Below are 17,355 nucleotides of genomic sequence, written 5' to 3'. Positions count from 1 at the left end.
GGCTCGCCGTTGGCAACCGTACAGGGTAAGATACCGGCCATTCGACCCAGTTGCAGACCAAGACGAGCACCATCGCCCGTGAGATTATCCCCTGTTACTTCAAAAATTCTGTTAAGCCTCAGTGCGTTGGCCTCTGGTGCCATCGCTGTGCTGGCCTTCTCCCCCTTCGGCTACTGGCCGCTGGTTATTCCTTCCCTGCTCGGCCTCTACGCCCTGCTGGACAAGGCCAGCCCCAAACAGGCGGCCTGGCGCGGCTTTGGCTACGCCATGGGGCTGTTCTTGCCGGGTCTGTGGTGGATCCACGTCAGCATGACCGAATTTGGCGGCATACCGCTGCCGGTCGCTTTCGTGCTGCTGGCTGGTCTGTCAGCCTATCTGGCGCTCTATCCGACGCTGGCCTGCTGGGCCTTTGCCCGCTTCTTCAGCGGTCGTCACTGGAGCCGCTGGCTGCTCGCCTTCCCGGCACTCTGGCTGCTGGCCGACTGGCTGCGCGGCTGGGTGATGACCGGCTTCCCCTGGCTCTGGTTTGGCTACACCCAGATCGACGGCCCGCTCAAGGGATTTGCTCCCGTTCTCGGGGTACAGGGCATCACCCTGGCACTGCTATTCTGTGCCTCCGCCATCTGGCTGGTGTGGAAGTCCCGCTCGCCACTGTGGCTGGCTGTGCCCGCCCTGCTGGCTGCCGGCGCTCATGGCCTGATGCAGCTCAACTGGGTAACCCGTGGCGAACCGGTCAAGGTGGCGCTGGTGCAGGGCAATATCGCCCAGTCCCTCAAGTGGGATCCGGAGGCGCTGGCCCCTACGGTACGCACCTATCAGGATTTGAGCCGCGACAATCAGGATGCCGACATCATCGTCTGGCCCGAGTCGGCGATCCCGGCCCTCGAGAAGACCATGGGCCCCTATCTGGAGAACCTCGACAAGGCGATGAAGGTGAACGAGACCGGCCTGCTGGCAGGGATCATCCACTACGACGAGGAGCAGCAACGCTTCTACAATACCGTGCTCGGCATGGGGGTACAGGATGCGGATGGCAAGGAGTCCTACTTCTACGGCCACCCCAACCGCTACAACAAGTACCACCTGCTGCCCATCGGCGAGTTCGTGCCATTTGAAGATCTGCTGCGCCCCATCGCCCCCTTCTTCAACCTGCCGATGTCCTCTTTCAGTAGGGGTGACGAGGTGCAGCCCAACCTGATCGCCAAGGGGCTCAAGTTTGCCGCCGCTATCTGTTACGAGATCATCTTCCCGGAAGAGGTGCGCCGCAACGTCAACCCGGATACCGACTTCCTGCTGACCGTCTCCAACGACGCCTGGTTCGGCACCAGCATCGGCCCCTGGCAGCATATGGAGATCGCCCGGATGCGTGCGCTGGAGCTGGCTCGTCCGCTGCTGCGCGACACCAACACCGGCATCACTATCGTTACCGAGATCGATGGCAGCATCATCGGCCAGATCCCGCAGTTCGAAGCGGGTGTGCTGCGCAGCGAAGTACGCCCGGCCCACGGTGCCACCCCCTACATGCGCTTTGGCAACTGGCCTCTCTACGGCATGACCGTGCTGCTGCTGGGTCTGGCCCTGGCGCTGCGCCCCAAAGCGCACCCCTGGGCTCGCGAGCTCTGAGTCATCTGCTCTGAATAACAAACGAGGCGCCCATGGGCGCCTCTTTTTCTTACCAGCTTTTGCTTACCTACCGCTATCTACAGCCAAAAAAGTTATCAGCTCAGAGACCGGCCGCCTCCAGATGCTCCACCAGCAGCTGCACGCTGCGGTTGCCGCGCCACTCGTTGACGTCGAGCCGGTAGACCAGCCGCACCCGTTTCACCGAAGCATCAGGCCAACGCTTGAGATCGACCCCGAAGGCGATGGCATCCACCGCATGGCCGGAATCGGTAGTCAGCATCATCTTGAGGTGCTTCTCCCCCACCAGCCGCTGCTGTACCAGCACGAACTCGCCGTCGAACAGCGGCTCGGGGAAGGCCTGACCCCAGGGGCCGGAGGCGCGGATCAGCTCCGCCAGCTCGATATTGAGCTCATCCGGCAAGAGCTCACCATCGGTGAGCAACACCCCGGTCAAGAGCTCGGGGGTCACCAGCTCGCTGATGACTGCCTCGAAAGCCCGACCGAACGCCTCGATATTGGCCTTGGGCAGGGTCAGCCCCGCCGCCATGGCGTGGCCGCCAAACTTGCCCATCAGCCCCGGGTGGCGGGTGTCGAGCAGTTCCAGCGCATCGCGCAGATGCACCCCAGGGATGGAGCGACCGGAGCCCTTGAGCTCGGTGTCGCTGCTCTCGGCAAAGGCGATGACCGGGCGGTAGTACTTCTCCTTCACCTTGGAGGCCACCAGCCCCACTACTCCCTGATGCCACTCGTTGCGGTGCAGCACGATGCCCGACGGAACCTCGCCATCACGAAACCGGATCTGCTCCAGGGTGGCAAGCGCCTCCTGCTGCATCCCCTGCTCGATCTCCTTGCGCTCCTGATTGAGGCTATCCATCTCGGAGGCGAGCTGGCGCGCCAGATTGAGATCATCGCAGAGCAGACAGGCGACCCCGAGCGACATGTCATCAAGGCGCCCCACCGCGTTGAGGCGCGGCCCCAGCGCAAAACCGAGGTCGGCGGCGGTGAGGCGGCGACCATCGCGGCCCGACACATCCACCAGCGCCTGAATGCCGGGGCGGCAGCGACCCGCCCGGATCCGCTGCAAACCCTGATGCACCAGAATGCGGTTGTTGCCGTCGAGCGCCACCACGTCGGCCACCGTACCGAGCGCCACCAGATCGAGGTAATCCGCCACATTGGGGGCTACGATGCCGAGCCGCTCATACCAGCCGGAGTGCTTGAGGTAAGTATTGAGCGCCGCCATCAGGTAGAAGGCGACCCCGACCCCGGCCAGCGACTTGGAGGGGAAGTCGCAACCATGCTGGTTGGGATTGACGATGGCATCGGCGTCAGGCAACTCCTGACCCGGCAAATGGTGATCGGTAACCAGTACCTGCATGCCAGCCGCCTTGGCCGCCGCCACCCCGGCGATGCTGGAGATGCCGTTATCCACCGTGATCAGAAACTCGGCGCCGCGGGCCACCGCCAGCTCGACGATCTCGGGGGTAAGGCCGTATCCGAACTCGAAGCGGTTGGGCACCAGAAAATCGATATGGCGGCCGCCCATGGCGCGCAGGGCCAGCACGCACAGCGCCGAGCTGGTGGCGCCATCGCAGTCAAAGTCACCGACGATGAGGATCCGCTTCTGGGCGGCCAGCGCATCGGCCAGCAGCGGCACCGCCTGCTCCATGCCATAGAGGCGCTGGGGTGGCAGCAGCGAGCTGGCGCTGCGCTCGAGCAGGACGGGATCGTCTACGCCACGGCTGGCGAAGATTTGGCGAAGCAGCGGATGCAGGTTGGCGGGCAGATGGGAATCATCAACTCGCGGACGACGACGAATGTGCAGAGGCATCAAAATTATCCAGTATCTTGAGCAGTTGTTCAGGGCTCTGGTAACCCCGCACCAGATCTCCTTCAGAGGAGATCCAGGCCGGCAGTACCTTTACCCCCAACCATTGGCTCAGGCCAATATTTTGGATAAGGGTCTCACTACATTCCTTTTGAGGCAAATAAGCTTTGAAGGGCGAATTTTGCAGCAGGGGATCGCTGCACCAGTCGGTGGCTCGCTCGGCATGGTCAATGACCGGATAGATCGCGATGCTCACCCCGGATGCCTGCAGATGTTGCAGAGTCCCGGGTAGCTGACGCCGTGCCGCATCCTTCTCGCCAAGAAACAACGCGACCCGATGACGCTCATCCCGGGCCTTGAGCACAATGGGAGCATGGGCTGCCTGCGCCAATCCCAGTCGACGCTGAGTGCGCATGCCGGAGATGGTCAGGTTCTTCATGTCCCGAGTCATGTCCAGCATGACCCCCTGTACCAGATAATCCCCTTTGGCATCGCTATAGAGCCCCCCCTTGGAGGTGCCCAGCATATACAGGCCCGCAATAGGCGTCTGATCCACCGTATATACGGATATCCCCAGCCTGGTGGATATGGCTGTTTTCAAGGCCTGGGGATCCATCCCCGCTTTGGCAGTAAATGTGCACAAAAGCATCATTCCCAGTAGTAAATACTTCACTCTTTTACTCACGTGGCATGAATGAATGGACTCAACAAAGTACAGCAGCACAGTTCAGCATTCAACCTGCTATTTATCGAAAAATTAATATCAGGTTGAACCAAAAAATCACGCCCCCCTGATTGCCAAGCAGAGCCAACCTCAGCAAGCTAGTCAGGGAGAACAGGTGGCATGTGCTCTTGCTACCCTGCTCCCGATAGCGGATCGCCGCCAGAACAAGGCGCGACCGCTACGCTAGCGTGCTTAATTTCGGAGGAAAGAATGAGTCTGATACAAGAGTTCAAGGCCTTTGCATCCAGAGGCAACGTGATCGATATGGCGGTCGGTATCATTATTGGTGCCGCCTTCGGCAAGATTGTCTCCTCCTTCGTCGGTGACGTGATCATGCCGCCTATCGGCCTGATCCTGGGCGGCGTGGACTTCAGCGACCTGGCAGTCACCCTGAAGGCTGCCGAAGGCAGCGCTCCTGCCGTGGTCATTGCCTACGGCAAGTTCATCCAGACCATCATCGATTTTCTGATCATCTCCTTCGCCATCTTTATGGGGCTGAAGGCCATCAATACCCTGAAGAAAAAGCAGGAGGAGGAAGCAGCCGCCCCCGCAGCACCGACCAAGGATCAGGAGCTGCTGACCGAGATCCGCGACCTGCTGAAAGCCCAGCAAGGCAAATAAGCGTCACTTCCCGTCGTGTATTCATAAAAAAACCGCCCGCAGGCGGTTTTTTGTTTTGTTGGCCACCCAACCCGCTCAGGCCCGCGGGTGATGCTCGCCATGGAGCGCCTTGAGCCGCTCGTTGGCGACATGGGTGTAGATCTGGGTAGTGGAGAGATCTGCGTGGCCCAGCAGCATCTGCACCACCCGCAGATCGGCGCCGTGGTTGAGCAGGTGGGTGGCAAAGGCGTGGCGCAGGGTATGGGGGGATAACTCGCCATTGATCCCGGCCCGCTGGGCATAGAGCTTGATGCGGTGCCAGAAGGTCTGGCGGGTCATCATCCGGGCCAGTTTGGAGGGGAAAACCACATCCGAGCTGGTACCGCCGAGCAGCAGGGTTCTTCCCTCCCGGTAGTAGCGCTCCAGCCAGTACATCGCCTCCTCGCCCATGGGCACCAACCGCTCCTTGTTGCCCTTGCCCACCACCCGCACCAGCCCCTGCCGCAGGCTGACATGCTCGGCAGTCAGCCCCACCAGCTCGGAGACCCGCAATCCGGTGGCGTAGAGCAGCTCCAGCATCGCCTTGTCCCGCAGCTCCAGCGGATCATCCACCAGCGGCGCCGTCAACAGCGCTTCCACTTCTGCTTCGCTCAGGTCAGAGGGGAGCTTCTTGGGCAGCTTGGGCCCCTCCAGCAGTACGGTGGGGTCGTCGCTGCGCAGCTTCTCGCGGTTGAGGTACTGATAGAAACGGCGCAGGGCCGACAGAAAGCGGGCCGTACTGCTGGCGGCAAACTGATGATCGACCCGCCACGCGAGGTAGTGCTGGATCTCGTCCATCCCCGCCAGCAGCAAGGAGCTGCCCTGCTCGTCGAGCCAGAGGGAGAATTTTTCCAGATCGGTGCGATAGGAGCTGACCGTGTTGTCGGAGAGGCCCCGCTCCAGCCAGAGGGCATCGAGAAAGGGTTCAATCAGGGGATGTGGCTCGGGCTTGCTCATGGTCGGTCGCAGTCAGAAGAACAGTGGCCCATTGTAACGCCTCTGCTTGCCGGATGTGCAAGCCGCTTGCCGCGACCTGATCTGCCCGTGATATCGGGCGGTGAAGGGACGCAGCCAATCTGCTAGACTGGCGCCCTCCCCTTATGTTGCCCATCGTGTTGCCAACAGGTGCAGCCCACACGAGCAAGCGAGAAAGCGCCAAAAGAGATAAAGAGCGATGAAGATTGGTCTGTTTTACGGTTCTACCACCTGCTACACCGAGATGGCTGCCGAGAAGATCCGCGCCCTTATCGGCCCCGAGCTGGTGGATATCCACAACATCAAGGATGTCTCCCTGCGCCTGATGGAGGATTACGAGGTGTTGATCCTCGGCATCTCCACCTGGGATTTCGGCGAGCTGCAGGAGGATTGGGAGTCCCGCTGGGAAGATATTGGCGACCTCCATCTGGAGGGGCGTATCGTCGCCCTGTTTGGCCTCGGCGACCAGCTGGGTTATGGCGAATGGTTCCAGGATGCCCTCGGCATGCTGCACGATCAGCTGGTGCCCAGAGGGGTCAAGCTGGTGGGTTACTGGCCCAACGAAGGCTACGAGTTCGATGCCTCCAAGGCGCTGATCGATGATGGCCGCCACTTCGTCGGCCTGGCCCTCGACGATGCCAACCAGTATGACCAGACCGACTCCCGCATCGAGCAGTGGGTCGACCAGATCCTGACTGAAATTCACGAGCTGCTCTGACCCGAGCTGCCTGTCCGGCATCCCAGCCTGTGCGGATGCCGGCTTCCTCCCCCTTCTCTCCGCTCTCTTAAATCCCCCTTTGCCGCCAATGCGGTCGCAGTTATCGCATCGATTTTTTCAATCGGTATCATCCGCTGACGCCATAGCGACATTTGAGTAACGCTCTGCAACAATGGGGCAGCTACACCATCACGCTCGAATCCGGGTCGCGAAGGCTGAGACCCGCCCAGAAAAGGAGATCCTATGACGCCACTCTCCCTGTTGGCCCCCGCCATCGCCCGCGACGTGCTCGATCACGCACTGGCACTCGGGGCCGATTTCGCCGAGCTGTTTGTCGAGCGCAAGCGCCGCAGCCAGCTCAGCCTGCTCTCCAGCCAGATAGAGAACATCAGCGGTGGCCTCGATTTCGGCATCGGCGTGCGCCTCTGCTATGGCCACAAGGTGCTCTACGGCTACACCAATCTGGCCAGCCGCGATGAGCTGCTGCGTATCGTCACCCTGCTGGCAGCCAAAGACCGCCGCGACCCGGTGGTGACCGCCACCGCCTTCGATTTTACCCGCTTGACCGATCGCAACCCGGTCGCCCTGCCGCTGTCGGCCGACAAGCTGCTGGAGCAGAAGATCGCCTATCTGCACGCCATGGATGCGGTGGCCCGCGCCGAGAGCGACAAGGTGAGCCAGTTCTCCGGCAACGTGCTGGGCTGGGAGCAGGAGGTGGAGATCTTCAACAGCGAAGGGCTGCAGGTGGCCGATCGCCGCCACTACAACCGCATCATGGCCCAGACCATCGCCCGCGAAGGGAGCGAGCAGAGCGTCGGCTATGAGGCACCGGGCGCCCTGATGGGGTGGGAGCATGCCGAACGCATCGATCCGCGCGAGCTGGCGCTCACCGCCACCCGTCAGGCACTGGTGAAACTGGGGGCAGCCCCCTGCCCGAGCGGTACCCTGCCGGTCATCATGGAGAACGGCTTTGGCGGCGTTATCTTCCACGAGGCGTGCGGCCATCTGCTGGAGACCACCTCGGTGGCCAAGAAAGCGTCGGTATTCCACGACAAGATGGGCCAACTCATCGCCAATCCGGTAGTCAATGCGGTGGACGAAGGGCTGCAAGGCAACGTCTGGGGCTCCATCAACGTCGATGACGAGGGGATGGCAGCCCAGCATACCCAGCTCATCAAGGACGGCGTGCTGACCGGTTTTCTGGTGGACAGAATGGGCGCCCTCAAAACCGGTTATGCCCGTACCGGCTCGGGTCGGCGTGAATCCTACAAGTACGCCCCCACCTCGCGCATGCGCAACACCTATATCGAACCGGGCAACCACAGCCTCGACGACATGCTGGCCACGGTGGAGCACGGCATCTACGCCAAAAAGATGGGGGGCGGCTCGGTACAGCCCGGCACCGGTGAATTCAACTTCAACGTGCAGGAGGCCTACCTCATCGAGCACGGCAAAATCACCAGACCGCTCAAGTCGGCCACCCTGATCGGTACCGGCCCGCAGGTGTTGAAAGAGATTTCCATGGTGGGCAGCAATCTGGCGCTGGCCGCCGGCATGTGCGGCTCGGTCTCGGGCTCGGTCCCCACCTCGGTGGGCCAGCCGGCGCTGAAAGTGGACAATATTCTGGTGGGAGGGAACGCCTGATGAGCACCATCGACATGAACCAACTGCTCACCCGCCTGCTGGACAAGGTGGCCGATCTCAACGCCGAAGCGGACATCATCGCCAATCAGGAGAGAGCCTTCTCCCTCAAGGCCGACAAGGGCGAGCTCGGCGAATACAAGGTGACCAGCAGTCAGCAGCTTGGCATTCGCCTGATAAAAGAGGGCCGGGTCGGCATCGCCTACTCGGAAGCGCTCGATGAGGCGGCGCTCGATGCCATGCTGCAAGATGCGCTCGATGCCAGCCGCTTTGCCAAGGTGGATCCGGATCAGCGCATCTCGGTGACCAATAGCCGGATCACCACAGATTGCGCCGAGATCAACCAGCCCGATACTACGCCGGTTGAGGAGAAGATCGCCCTGGCCCTGCGCCTGGAGTCAGACATGCTGGCCATGCCCGATGTGAGCGGCGCCCCCTACAACAGCTTCTTCGAAGGGGAGAGCCAGCTCTGGCTCGCCAACAGTCAGGGCACTCTCTGCCAGCACGGCGAGTTCAGCGTTGGCTGCTACACCTCGGCGCTGGTCGAACGGGATGGCCGCCAGTCGATGCACTCGCAGGGGCAGTATGGCCGTCGCTTCGACGAGCTGGATAGCCAGCGGCTCATCGCGCAGATCTATGCCGTCGCCAGCGACCTGCTGCCGGGCGAGGCGGTACCAAGCGGTCGTTACAGCGTCATCTTCAGTACCAACTGCTTCGCCAGCCTGTTTGGCTGCTTTCAGGGGGTGCTGTCGGGCAAGTGGGCCCAGCAGGGGATCAACCCCTGGCGGGAGAAGGTGGGGCAGAGCGTCGCCTCGCGCTGGCTCACTCTGGAGAGCCGGGTCTATATGCCGGGCGGCATGAACATCAAGACGTTTGATGGCGAGGGGGCGGCCACCTCGGATCTGCTGCTGATTGGCGACGGTGAGCTGAAAACCCTGCTCCACAACAGCGCTACCGCCCGTCACTTTGGTGTGGCCAGCAACGGCTCGGCCGCCCGCGGCGCCCGCAGCTCCCTCGATGTGACCGCTCGCCATCTGGTGTTTGGGGCCGGCCCCCACAGCGAAACAGAGGTGCAGAGCGGCGACTACCTGGAGCTGGTCAAGCTGGACGGTCTGCACTCGGGGGCCGATGCGGTGAGCGGCGACTTCTCCTTTGGCGCATCGGGATTCCTCTGTCGCGACGGAGTGCGCCTGCAGCCGGTACGCGGCATCACGGTGGCGGGCAACTTCTACCGCCTGCTGGGTGAGCTGGAAGCGGTCGGGGATGTCCTGCACCACAACGATGGCAAGGGCTTCTACGCCCCGCTTATCCGTTTTGGCGGACTCTCCGTCGCTGGCAAATAATCCTGCCTGACTAACGGCGCCCCGGGTCAACGCATGGCCCGGGGCGCCGTTTTTTCATCTCTTGCCCCGCAATTTCAGACCCTTTAATCCTCGTCAAATCGCCACTCGCGACGAGCAGGATCATGCAGGCAGGTCTCCCCGTTAATCATCTGCAAAGGGATGTGGCGACACGGCGCATGGGCTTCGATCGCCTGTGCCAGCACCGGGCTATGGGTAGTCACCCAGAGCTGGGAGTGGCGCGACGCTTCGCCAATCAGCCGGCCTAGTGCGGGCAGCATATCGGGATGCAGGCTACTCTCCGGCTCGTTCAGTACCACCAGCGGTGCCGGGCGCGGGCTGAGCAGGGCCACCGTCAGGCAGAGCAGGCGCAAGGTACCATCGGATAACTCGCGCGCCCGCAGCGGACGACGCAACCCCTCCCGCGTCATCATCATCTCGAGCCCCGCTTCGCTGTTCCCCACGTGGAAGCGGGCGTCGGGGAAAGCACGGGCGAGAATATCGTGCAGCAATCGGGCATCGCCAATTTCGACGATGGTGGCAAAGGCCGCAGCCAGATCCCGCCCGTCATGACTCAGCACCGGAGTGCGGATCGCCGGTTGCGGACTGCGCAGGGGGGAGCCGGGAGCGATATCGAAGTGGTGATAAAATCGCCACTGATTCAGCAAGTGGCGCAATCTGGCGAGTTCTGGATAGCGCTCCGGCTCGGCCAGATGGCCAAAGACCGACTCGTGGGGCAGCATGCCGGGGGCATAGTCCACCTTGTCGCCGTCGATGCCGAGCACCTTGACCGCCTGATTGCGCCGCATCAGCAACCGGTTGGAGGGGGAGCGGCGCTCCCCCAGCCACGCCTCCTCCTGCTTGATCTCGGGATCGAAGGCGAAATAGGGGCTGACTGGCGGTGGGGGCAAACCTATCTGCAGCTCATAACCGAACAGATCTGCCTGCATCCCGAGAATAATGCGTTTGGGGGCATCGGCCCGATCGCCAGGGCGCAGGCCTCCTGCCCACATGGTCTGGCTGATGCCCCCTTCGGCGCAGATGGCTCGCGCCAGCTCTCCGCTGGCTGCGCTCGCCAACAGATGAATGGCGTTGTAGAGATTGCTCTTGCCGCAGCCATTTGCCCCCTGCACCAGATTGATCCTGCCAAGGGGCATGGATAGCTTGCGCACCGACCGATAGCCCCGGATCCAGATCTCGCTCAACATGGGGATGACTCCTTGCACCTGATAAACGCCCTGAAGGCGAGCCAACCCCGCCGGGCCACAAGGCTACTGTGATCCGCTCGGGAAAGCAGCCCCCAGCCACATGAGAAGAGGCACCCGAAGGTGCCTCTTGCAAGCTGCCTTACTAAAACGACGGGCTCAGGGCGAGAGCGGTTCGCGGTGATACTCGGCGCAGCCGCATTCGGGGCAGGTATCTAACTGCTCGGGATGGAGCACGGTATGGCGCCAACCACACTGGTCGCACACCATGACCCCCAGCCCCACCCAATCGCCCGCTTCGTAAACACCCTTGTGCTCCAGCTCGTCAGCCAGCTCGCGCCACTCCACCTGGGCGCGGTCGGTCACATCCGCCAGCCAGGACCAGGCAGTATCTTTGAGCGCCAGCATAAAGGCAGACTCCTCCACCTGCTCATCCTTGCGCCCCTCGTCATAGTTGCCCAGATCCCGCTTCACATACTCGGCGATCAGCGCCAGCTCGTCCTGAGTGAGGTCACTGGCCGCTTCCAGATAGGCCTGAACGCGGGCAATCATCCGGTTGAGGCGCTCCCCCTGGAACTGCTCTGTCTCTTGCCACTGCTTTTGCAGTTCGGCAATGAAGGTTTCATACCCTTTTTGACGTTTGTCCATGGCTGTTACTCCTCTGCTAAATCCCTTTCTGGCCCGGCTTCAGACTTGACGGATGCTGGCGGTTGTTGCCGCCGCAGGATATGGGTATTCTATTGCGATTTCCCAGCTGATTTATCTATTCATTTCACAGATCCGGATGTCACCAATGCAAGAGCAATACGTTCCCCAATCAATCGAACCAGCAGTGCAGAAGCACTGGGATGCCAAGAAAACCTTCAAGGCCGTGGAGAAAGTAGACAAAGAGAAGTTCTACTGCCTCTCCATGTTCCCCTATCCGTCTGGTCGTCTACACATGGGGCACGTTCGCAACTACACCATAGGTGATGTGATCTCCCGTTATCAACGCCTCAATGGCAAGAACGTGCTGCAACCCATCGGTTGGGATGCCTTCGGTCTGCCGGCGGAAAACGCCGCCATCAAGAACAACACGGCGCCGGCGCCCTGGACCTACGAAAACATCGAATACATGAAGAACCAGCTGAAGATGCTGGGTCTGGGTTATGACTGGGATCGTGAAGTCGCCACCTGCAAGCCGGACTACTACCGCTGGGAGCAGTGGTTCTTCACCAAGCTCTACGAGAAGGGTCTGGTCTACAAGAAGACCTCCTCCGTCAACTGGTGCCCGAACGACATGACCGTACTGGCCAACGAGCAGGTAGTGGACAACTGCTGCTGGCGCTGTGACACCCCGGTGGAGCAGAAAGAGATCCCCCAGTGGTTCATCAAGATCACCGACTACGCCGAAGAGCTGCTGAACGATATCGACAACCTCGAAGGCTGGCCGGAGATGGTCAAGACCATGCAGCGCAACTGGATTGGCCGCTCCGAAGGGGTCAACATCAGCTTCGCCATCGAGGGTCAGGCTGATCAGCTGGAGGTCTACACCACCCGTCCGGACACCTTCATGGGCGTCACCTATGTCGGTATCGCCGCTGGCCACCCGCTGGCCCTGCAGGCCGCCGAAAACAATCCGGAACTGGCAGCCTTTATCGAAGAGTGCAAGAACACCAAGGTAGCCGAAGCCGAACTGGCCACCATGGAGAAGAAGGGCATGGCCACCGGCCTCTACGCCATCCACCCGCTGGATGGCCGCAAGGTACCGGTCTGGGTCGCCAACTTCGTGCTGATGAACTATGGCACCGGCGCCGTGATGGCGGTTCCGGCCCACGATCAACGTGACTTCGAATTCGCCACCAAATATGGCCTCGACATCAAGGCGGTCATCAAGCCGGTTGATGGTGACGTCGACGTGAGCGAAGCCGCTTACACCGAGAAGGGCGTGCTGTTCAACTCCGGCGAGTTTGACGGTCTCGACTTCCAGGGCGCCTTTGATGCCATCGCCAACAAGCTGGAAACACTGGGCAAGGGCAAGCGCACCGTCAACTTCCGTCTGCGCGACTGGGGTGTCTCCCGTCAGCGCTACTGGGGTGCCCCTATCCCGATGCTGACTCTGGCTGACGGCACAGTAGTGCCGACGCCGGAAAACCAGCTGCCGGTACTGCTGCCGGAAGATGTGGTGATGGATGGTATCCAGAGCCCGATCAAGGCCGATGCCGAGTGGGCCAAGACCACCTACAACGGTCAGGAAGCATTCCGCGAAACCGATACCTTCGACACCTTTATGGAGTCCTCCTGGTACTACGCGCGCTACTGCTCTCCGGACTACGACAAGGGCATGCTGGACCCGGCGGCGGCCAACCACTGGCTGCCGGTGGATCAGTACATCGGCGGCATTGAGCACGCCTGTATGCACCTGCTCTACGCCCGCTTCTTCCACAAGCTGCTGCGTGACGCAGGTCTGGTGAACAGCGACGAGCCGTTCAAGCGTCTGCTCTGTCAGGGCATGGTGCTGGCCGACGCCTTCTACTACAAAGACGAGAAGGGCGGCAACGTCTGGGTCAGCCCGACCGACGTCAAGGTAGAGCGTGACGAGAAGGGTCGCATCACCAAGGCCATCGATAACGAGGGCCGCGAAGTCATCCACTCCGGCATGACCAAGATGTCCAAGTCCAAGAACAACGGCATCGACCCGCAGCTGATGGTCGAGCGTTACGGCGCCGATACCGTCCGTCTGTTCATGATGTTCGCCTCTCCGGCCGAGATGACCCTGGAGTGGTCCGACTCCGGCGTAGAGGGTGCCCAGCGCTTCCTGCGTCGCCTGTGGCGTACCACCTTCGAGCACGTCTCTGGTGGCGCCGTTGCTGCGCTGGATCTGGCTGCCCTCTCCAACGAGCAGAAAGCGGTACGCCGCGAACTGCACAAGACCATCGCCAAGGTGAGCGACGACGTGGGTCGCCGTCAGACCTTCAACACCGCCATTGCCGCCATCATGGAGCTGATGAACAATCTCTCCAAACTCGGCAACGACGAGCAGGACCGCGCTCTGATGCAGGAAGCGCTGGAAGCTGTGGTGGTCATGCTCTACCCCATCACCCCGCACATCGGCTTCGAGCTGTGGAAGATGCTGGGCAAGGGCGACGACGTGGATCACGCTGCATGGCCGGTGGCCGATGAAGCGGCCATGGTCGAGACCGAGAAGCTGGTAGTGGTGCAGATCAACGGCAAGATGCGCGGCAAGCTGACCGTTCCGGCCGAAATCAGCCAAGCTGATGTCGAGAAGCTGGCCATGGCCGATGCCTCCGTGCAGAAGTTCACCGACGGTCTGACTGTGCGCAAGGTGATCTATGTACCGGGCAAGCTGCTCAACATTGTCGCCAACTGATTGATCGCCAACGAGCGTTGCCAATCTGTAACAGCAAACGGATGATAACGGCGGGCCCTGCGCCCGCCGCTTTCCCTTAATGCAAAGAGGATTTTCTATGGGCACCATCTTCACCCGCTGGATGGCCATCGTGCTGGCAGCCCTGCTGCTGCAAGGCTGCGGTTTTCACATGCGTGGCACCGGCATTCCGGCCGAGCTGAAGACCATGAAGGTCGTGGGCGACAACAAGAGCGACTTCTACCGGATGGTCACCACCCGCCTCAAGGCGTCAGGGGTTACCCTGGCCGACAAGGAGGGGATCCCGGTACTGACCCTGGGCGGCATCGGTGCCAGCAGTCAGGTCGCCTCGGTCAACGCACAGGGTGTCGACACCGAGTATGTGCTGGGATTCAGCACCCAGTTCACCGTCTCGGTGCCGGGCAAGCCGACTCAGGTTTTCCCCATCAACTTCAACCGCAGCTTCCTCAACAAGCCGGATGCAGCGCTCGCCTCCTCTCGTGAGCAGGAGCAGCTCAACCGCGAGATGCAGGAGCAGGCGGCCAACCAGGTGATCCGGCAGTTGAGTCAGGTCAGCTTCTGATGCGGATCTACCCGGAACAGTTTGGTGACCACCTCAAAGCAGGGCTTCGGCCCTGCTATCTCGTTTTTGGTGACGAACCCCTGCTGCGACTGGAAGCCATCGACGCCATCCGTCAGGTCGCCCGCAAACAGGGATTCGATGAACGCCACACCTTCGTGGTGGAACAGGGGCTGGACTGGAATCAGGTCTACGACGCCTGTCAGGCAATGAGCCTTTTTTCTGCCCGCCAAATCATTGAACTGGAACTGCCCGCCAAGGTCGACAAGGATCTCGCTGCCCGTATCAGCGACATTGGCAAGCAGCTCCACCCCGACCTGCTGCTGGTACTGAGCGGCGGTCGTCTCAACCAGACCCAGATGAAGGCAGCCTGGTTCGACAAGCTCTACCAGATCGGCACCTATGTGCCGGTCAACCACCCGGAGCCCAAGTTCTTTCCACGCTGGATGAGCGCCCGCTTCCAGCGCTTTGGCCTCAAGGCGCTGCCCGATGCCATCAACTTCATGTGCCACTCCTACGAGGGTAACCTGCTGGCCGCCAGTCAGGAGATCGAGAAGCTGACCCTGCTCTCGCCGCCACAACCCATCAGCGTCACCTATCTGCAGGAGACCATCATCCGCCACGCCCACTTCACCCCGTTCCAGCTGGTCGATACCCTGCTGGAGGGAAAAGTGAACCGGGCCCAGCGCATTCTGGCGGCACTTCGGGCCGAAGGCACCGAGCCGGGGATGCTGGCATGGACCCTCTGCCGCGAGCTGGAGCAGCTGACCGAGCTGTCGCTGGCGATGCGCAACGGCCAGCCACTGGGGGAGCACTTCAGTCGCCTGCGCATCTGGCAGAGCCGCCAGCAGCTCATTCAACAGGCGCTGACCCGGCTTCCCTTCGCCAAGCTGCAGCAGCTGTGGCAGCTGATGGCACAACTGGATGACGCCCAGCGCCGCTTTGATACCGAGCAGGCCTGGCTGATGCTGCAGACCATAGCCCTCGGCTTTCGCGATGGTACGCCCCTGCCGATGGCGATGGCGATGGCGATGGAGAGTACGCCATGCTAAAGGCGCCCATTGGCCTGCTGGGGGGCACGTTCGACCCTATCCATATCGGCCATCTGCGCCCCGCCATCGAGGCGCGCGATGCCATTGGTCTGGCCGAAGTGCGGCTGATCCCGAACCATATACCGCCCCACCGCGCCAACCCACACTGCTCCAGCGAGCAGCGTCTGGCCATGGTCAGGCTGGCGGCGGCAGAGAACCGCCACTTCGTGGTGGATGACCGGGAGCTTTGGCGCGACAAGCCCTCCTACACCATCGATACCCTGATTGAGCTGCGTCAGGAGCTGCCAGATACGCCGCTCTGCTTCTTGATGGGGATGGACTCGCTGCTTGGCCTGCCCGGCTGGCACCGCTGGCGGGAGCTGCTCGACTATGCCCATCTGGTGGTGAGCACCCGCCCCGGCTGGCAACCCGATTATCCGGCCGAACTAGCTGAACTGCTGGCCCGTCATCAGGTCAAAGAGGTAGCCACACTGCACCGGCAACGGGCAGGCCATATCTGGTTGGCCAGCAACCAACCCATTGAATTGTCTGCTACCCGGCTGCGCGAGCTGCTGGCGGCGGGAGAAGATCCCCGCTACCTCTTGCCCGAGCCGGTTGCGCACTATATTGATCAACAGGGGCTCTACCGCGCCATCTGCCGGTAAGACTCCCCAGCTGTCCCGTTCCGGTAGGAAACGGGAGTGACCATGATATAATCCGCCGCCCTCACGCTGTCAGGCGCCGGAATACAGGAGATACTCATTGCAAGGCCAAGAACTTCACGCCTTTATCATCGACAAGATTGATGACATGAAAGGCCGCGATATCATCACCCTCGATGTACGCGGCAAATCCAGCATCACTGACACCATGATCGTCTGCTCCGGCAACTCCAACCGTCACGTCTGCGCCATCGCCAACCATCTGGCCAGTGAAGCCCGTCATGCCGGGCTCGACCTGCTGAGCGTGGAAGGCGAGCTGAGCGGAGAGTGGGTACTGGTAGATATGGGATCGGTGATCGTGCATGTGATGCAGGATGAACATCGTGACTTCTACCAGCTGGAAAAACTGTGGGGCGGTGCCGCTCAAGTGAACACGCAATAACGAGAGCAGCAAAGTACCGACATGAAGATTCAGTTGATCGCGGTGGGCACCAAGATGCCCGCCTGGGTAGAGCATGGCTTTGAAGAGTATCGCCGCCGCTTCCCGAAAGACATGCCGTTCGAGCTGGTGGAGATTGGCGCCGGCAAACGGGGCAAAAATGCCGATATTCCCCGCATTCTGCAAAAAGAGGGGGAGGCCATGCTGGCTGCCGCGGGGCGCTCGCGCATCGTCACCCTCGACATTCCGGGCAAGCCATGGACCACGGAGCAGCTGGCTACCCAGCTGGAGGCGTGGAAGCTCGATGGCCGCGATGTCGCCCTGCTGGTAGGCGGGCCGGAAGGCTTGTCGCCGGAGTGCAAGGCGGCCGCCGAGCAGAGCTGGTCGCTCTCGCCGCTGACCCTGCCCCACCCGCTGGTGCGGGTACTGGTCGCCGAGAGCCTCTACCGTGCCTGGAGCATTACCACCAATCACCCGTATCACAGGGAGTGAACCAGGATGTGGCTCACCCTCCCCGACACACATGCGAATCACAGAGAGTGAACAATGCCGCTCCTGCTGTTATTGCCCCAATGGTTCTGAG

The 17,355-nt window shown here is 61.5% G+C and carries 16 protein-coding genes; 11 read left to right on the top strand and 5 right to left on the bottom strand.

Annotated elements, in window-relative coordinates; genetic code table 11:
* Window positions 1-78 precede the first annotated feature (78 nt).
* The gene (gene lnt / locus AAHA41_RS09785; protein ID WP_323070275.1) at window positions 79-1,623 is read left to right on the top strand and encodes an apolipoprotein N-acyltransferase; all 1,545 of its coding nucleotides are present in this window, start codon (window positions 79-81) and stop codon (window positions 1,621-1,623) included.
* 100 nt (window positions 1,624-1,723) lie between these two features.
* Here the strand turns inward: lnt and recJ are convergent, their stop codons facing one another.
* Both recJ and AAHA41_RS09775 read right to left on the bottom strand, forming a co-directional pair.
* Entirely contained in the window at window positions 1,724-3,454 is a 1,731-nt protein-coding gene (recJ, locus tag AAHA41_RS09780) for a single-stranded-DNA-specific exonuclease RecJ (RefSeq protein ID WP_323070276.1), read from the bottom strand.
* Window positions 3,420-4,067: a disulfide isomerase DsbC N-terminal domain-containing protein gene (locus AAHA41_RS09775; protein ID WP_323070300.1), complete on the bottom strand. Its 648-nt coding sequence runs from the start codon at window positions 4,065-4,067 to the stop codon at window positions 3,420-3,422. Before AAHA41_RS09775 ends, recJ begins: the two co-directional genes overlap by 35 nt.
* A 318-nt stretch (window positions 4,068-4,385) precedes the next feature.
* Here AAHA41_RS09775 and mscL point away from each other — a divergent pair, with 318 nt between their 5' ends.
* Window positions 4,386-4,796 (top strand): large-conductance mechanosensitive channel protein MscL, encoded by a 411-nt coding sequence (gene mscL, locus AAHA41_RS09770; RefSeq protein WP_041209969.1) that lies wholly within the window; start codon window positions 4,386-4,388, stop codon window positions 4,794-4,796.
* Between the two features lie 75 nt (window positions 4,797-4,871).
* Here mscL and xerD read toward each other — a convergent pair whose 3' ends face one another.
* Window positions 4,872-5,771 (bottom strand): site-specific tyrosine recombinase XerD, encoded by a 900-nt coding sequence (xerD, locus tag AAHA41_RS09765; RefSeq protein WP_124241855.1) that lies wholly within the window; start codon window positions 5,769-5,771, stop codon window positions 4,872-4,874.
* Window positions 5,772-5,988: 217 nt separating this feature from the next.
* Between xerD and fldB the strand changes: the two genes are divergently transcribed.
* From fldB to AAHA41_RS09750, 3 genes are all read left to right on the top strand, one after another.
* Complete coding sequence (gene fldB, locus AAHA41_RS09760) at window positions 5,989-6,507, top strand: flavodoxin FldB (RefSeq protein ID WP_033112705.1); 519 nt, start codon at window positions 5,989-5,991, stop codon at window positions 6,505-6,507.
* Between the two features lie 243 nt (window positions 6,508-6,750).
* A complete protein-coding gene (locus AAHA41_RS09755) occupies window positions 6,751-8,151 on the top strand; it encodes a TldD/PmbA family protein (RefSeq protein ID WP_216994678.1) in 1,401 nt (466 codons plus the stop codon).
* Window positions 8,151-9,491 carry a TldD/PmbA family protein gene (locus AAHA41_RS09750; protein ID WP_323070277.1) on the top strand — a complete coding sequence of 447 codons (1,341 nt, stop codon included), beginning with the start codon at window positions 8,151-8,153 and terminating at the stop codon, window positions 9,489-9,491. Before AAHA41_RS09755 ends, AAHA41_RS09750 begins: the two co-directional genes overlap by 1 nt.
* 83 nt (window positions 9,492-9,574) lie before the next feature.
* Here the strand turns inward: AAHA41_RS09750 and AAHA41_RS09745 are convergent, their stop codons facing one another.
* The gene (locus AAHA41_RS09745; protein WP_323070278.1) at window positions 9,575-10,696 is read right to left on the bottom strand and encodes an AAA family ATPase; all 1,122 of its coding nucleotides are present in this window, start codon (window positions 10,694-10,696) and stop codon (window positions 9,575-9,577) included.
* 156 nt (window positions 10,697-10,852) lie between these two features.
* Window positions 10,853-11,341, bottom strand: a complete 489-nt coding sequence (locus AAHA41_RS09740; RefSeq protein ID WP_041209964.1) for a zinc ribbon-containing protein — start codon at window positions 11,339-11,341, stop codon at window positions 10,853-10,855.
* A 145-nt stretch (window positions 11,342-11,486) separates the two neighbouring features.
* Between AAHA41_RS09740 and leuS the strand changes: the two genes are divergently transcribed.
* The 6 genes from leuS (at window position 11,487) to rlmH (ending at window position 17,264) form a co-directional block, all read left to right on the top strand.
* Window positions 11,487-14,063, top strand: a complete 2,577-nt coding sequence (gene leuS / locus AAHA41_RS09735) for a leucine--tRNA ligase (RefSeq protein ID WP_323070279.1) — start codon at window positions 11,487-11,489, stop codon at window positions 14,061-14,063.
* Window positions 14,064-14,160: 97 nt separating this feature from the next.
* On the top strand, window positions 14,161-14,643 hold the full coding sequence (gene lptE, locus AAHA41_RS09730) for an LPS assembly lipoprotein LptE (protein ID WP_071913004.1): 483 nt from the start codon (window positions 14,161-14,163) through the stop codon (window positions 14,641-14,643).
* Window positions 14,643-15,692 carry a DNA polymerase III subunit delta gene (gene holA, locus AAHA41_RS09725; RefSeq protein WP_323070280.1) on the top strand — a complete coding sequence of 350 codons (1,050 nt, stop codon included), beginning with the start codon at window positions 14,643-14,645 and terminating at the stop codon, window positions 15,690-15,692. The genes lptE and holA overlap by 1 nt, the downstream gene beginning before the upstream one ends.
* On the top strand, window positions 15,686-16,336 hold the full coding sequence (gene nadD, locus AAHA41_RS09720; RefSeq protein WP_323070281.1) for a nicotinate-nucleotide adenylyltransferase: 651 nt from the start codon (window positions 15,686-15,688) through the stop codon (window positions 16,334-16,336). The genes holA and nadD overlap by 7 nt, the downstream gene beginning before the upstream one ends.
* A 97-nt stretch (window positions 16,337-16,433) precedes the next feature.
* On the top strand, window positions 16,434-16,775 hold the full coding sequence (gene rsfS / locus AAHA41_RS09715) for a ribosome silencing factor (RefSeq protein ID WP_033112713.1): 342 nt from the start codon (window positions 16,434-16,436) through the stop codon (window positions 16,773-16,775).
* A 21-nt stretch (window positions 16,776-16,796) separates the two neighbouring features.
* The gene (rlmH, locus tag AAHA41_RS09710) at window positions 16,797-17,264 is read left to right on the top strand and encodes a 23S rRNA (pseudouridine(1915)-N(3))-methyltransferase RlmH (RefSeq protein ID WP_005335166.1); all 468 of its coding nucleotides are present in this window, start codon (window positions 16,797-16,799) and stop codon (window positions 17,262-17,264) included.
* Window positions 17,265-17,355 lie beyond the last annotated feature (91 nt).

The sequence above is a fragment of the Aeromonas sp. SER genome (assembly GCF_038739615.1).
GTDB classification, from domain to species: Bacteria; Pseudomonadota; Gammaproteobacteria; order Enterobacterales; family Aeromonadaceae; genus Aeromonas; species Aeromonas jandaei.
The sequence above is the reverse complement of the archived record's forward strand: the minus strand, read 5'-3'. Positions and strand labels throughout refer to the sequence as shown.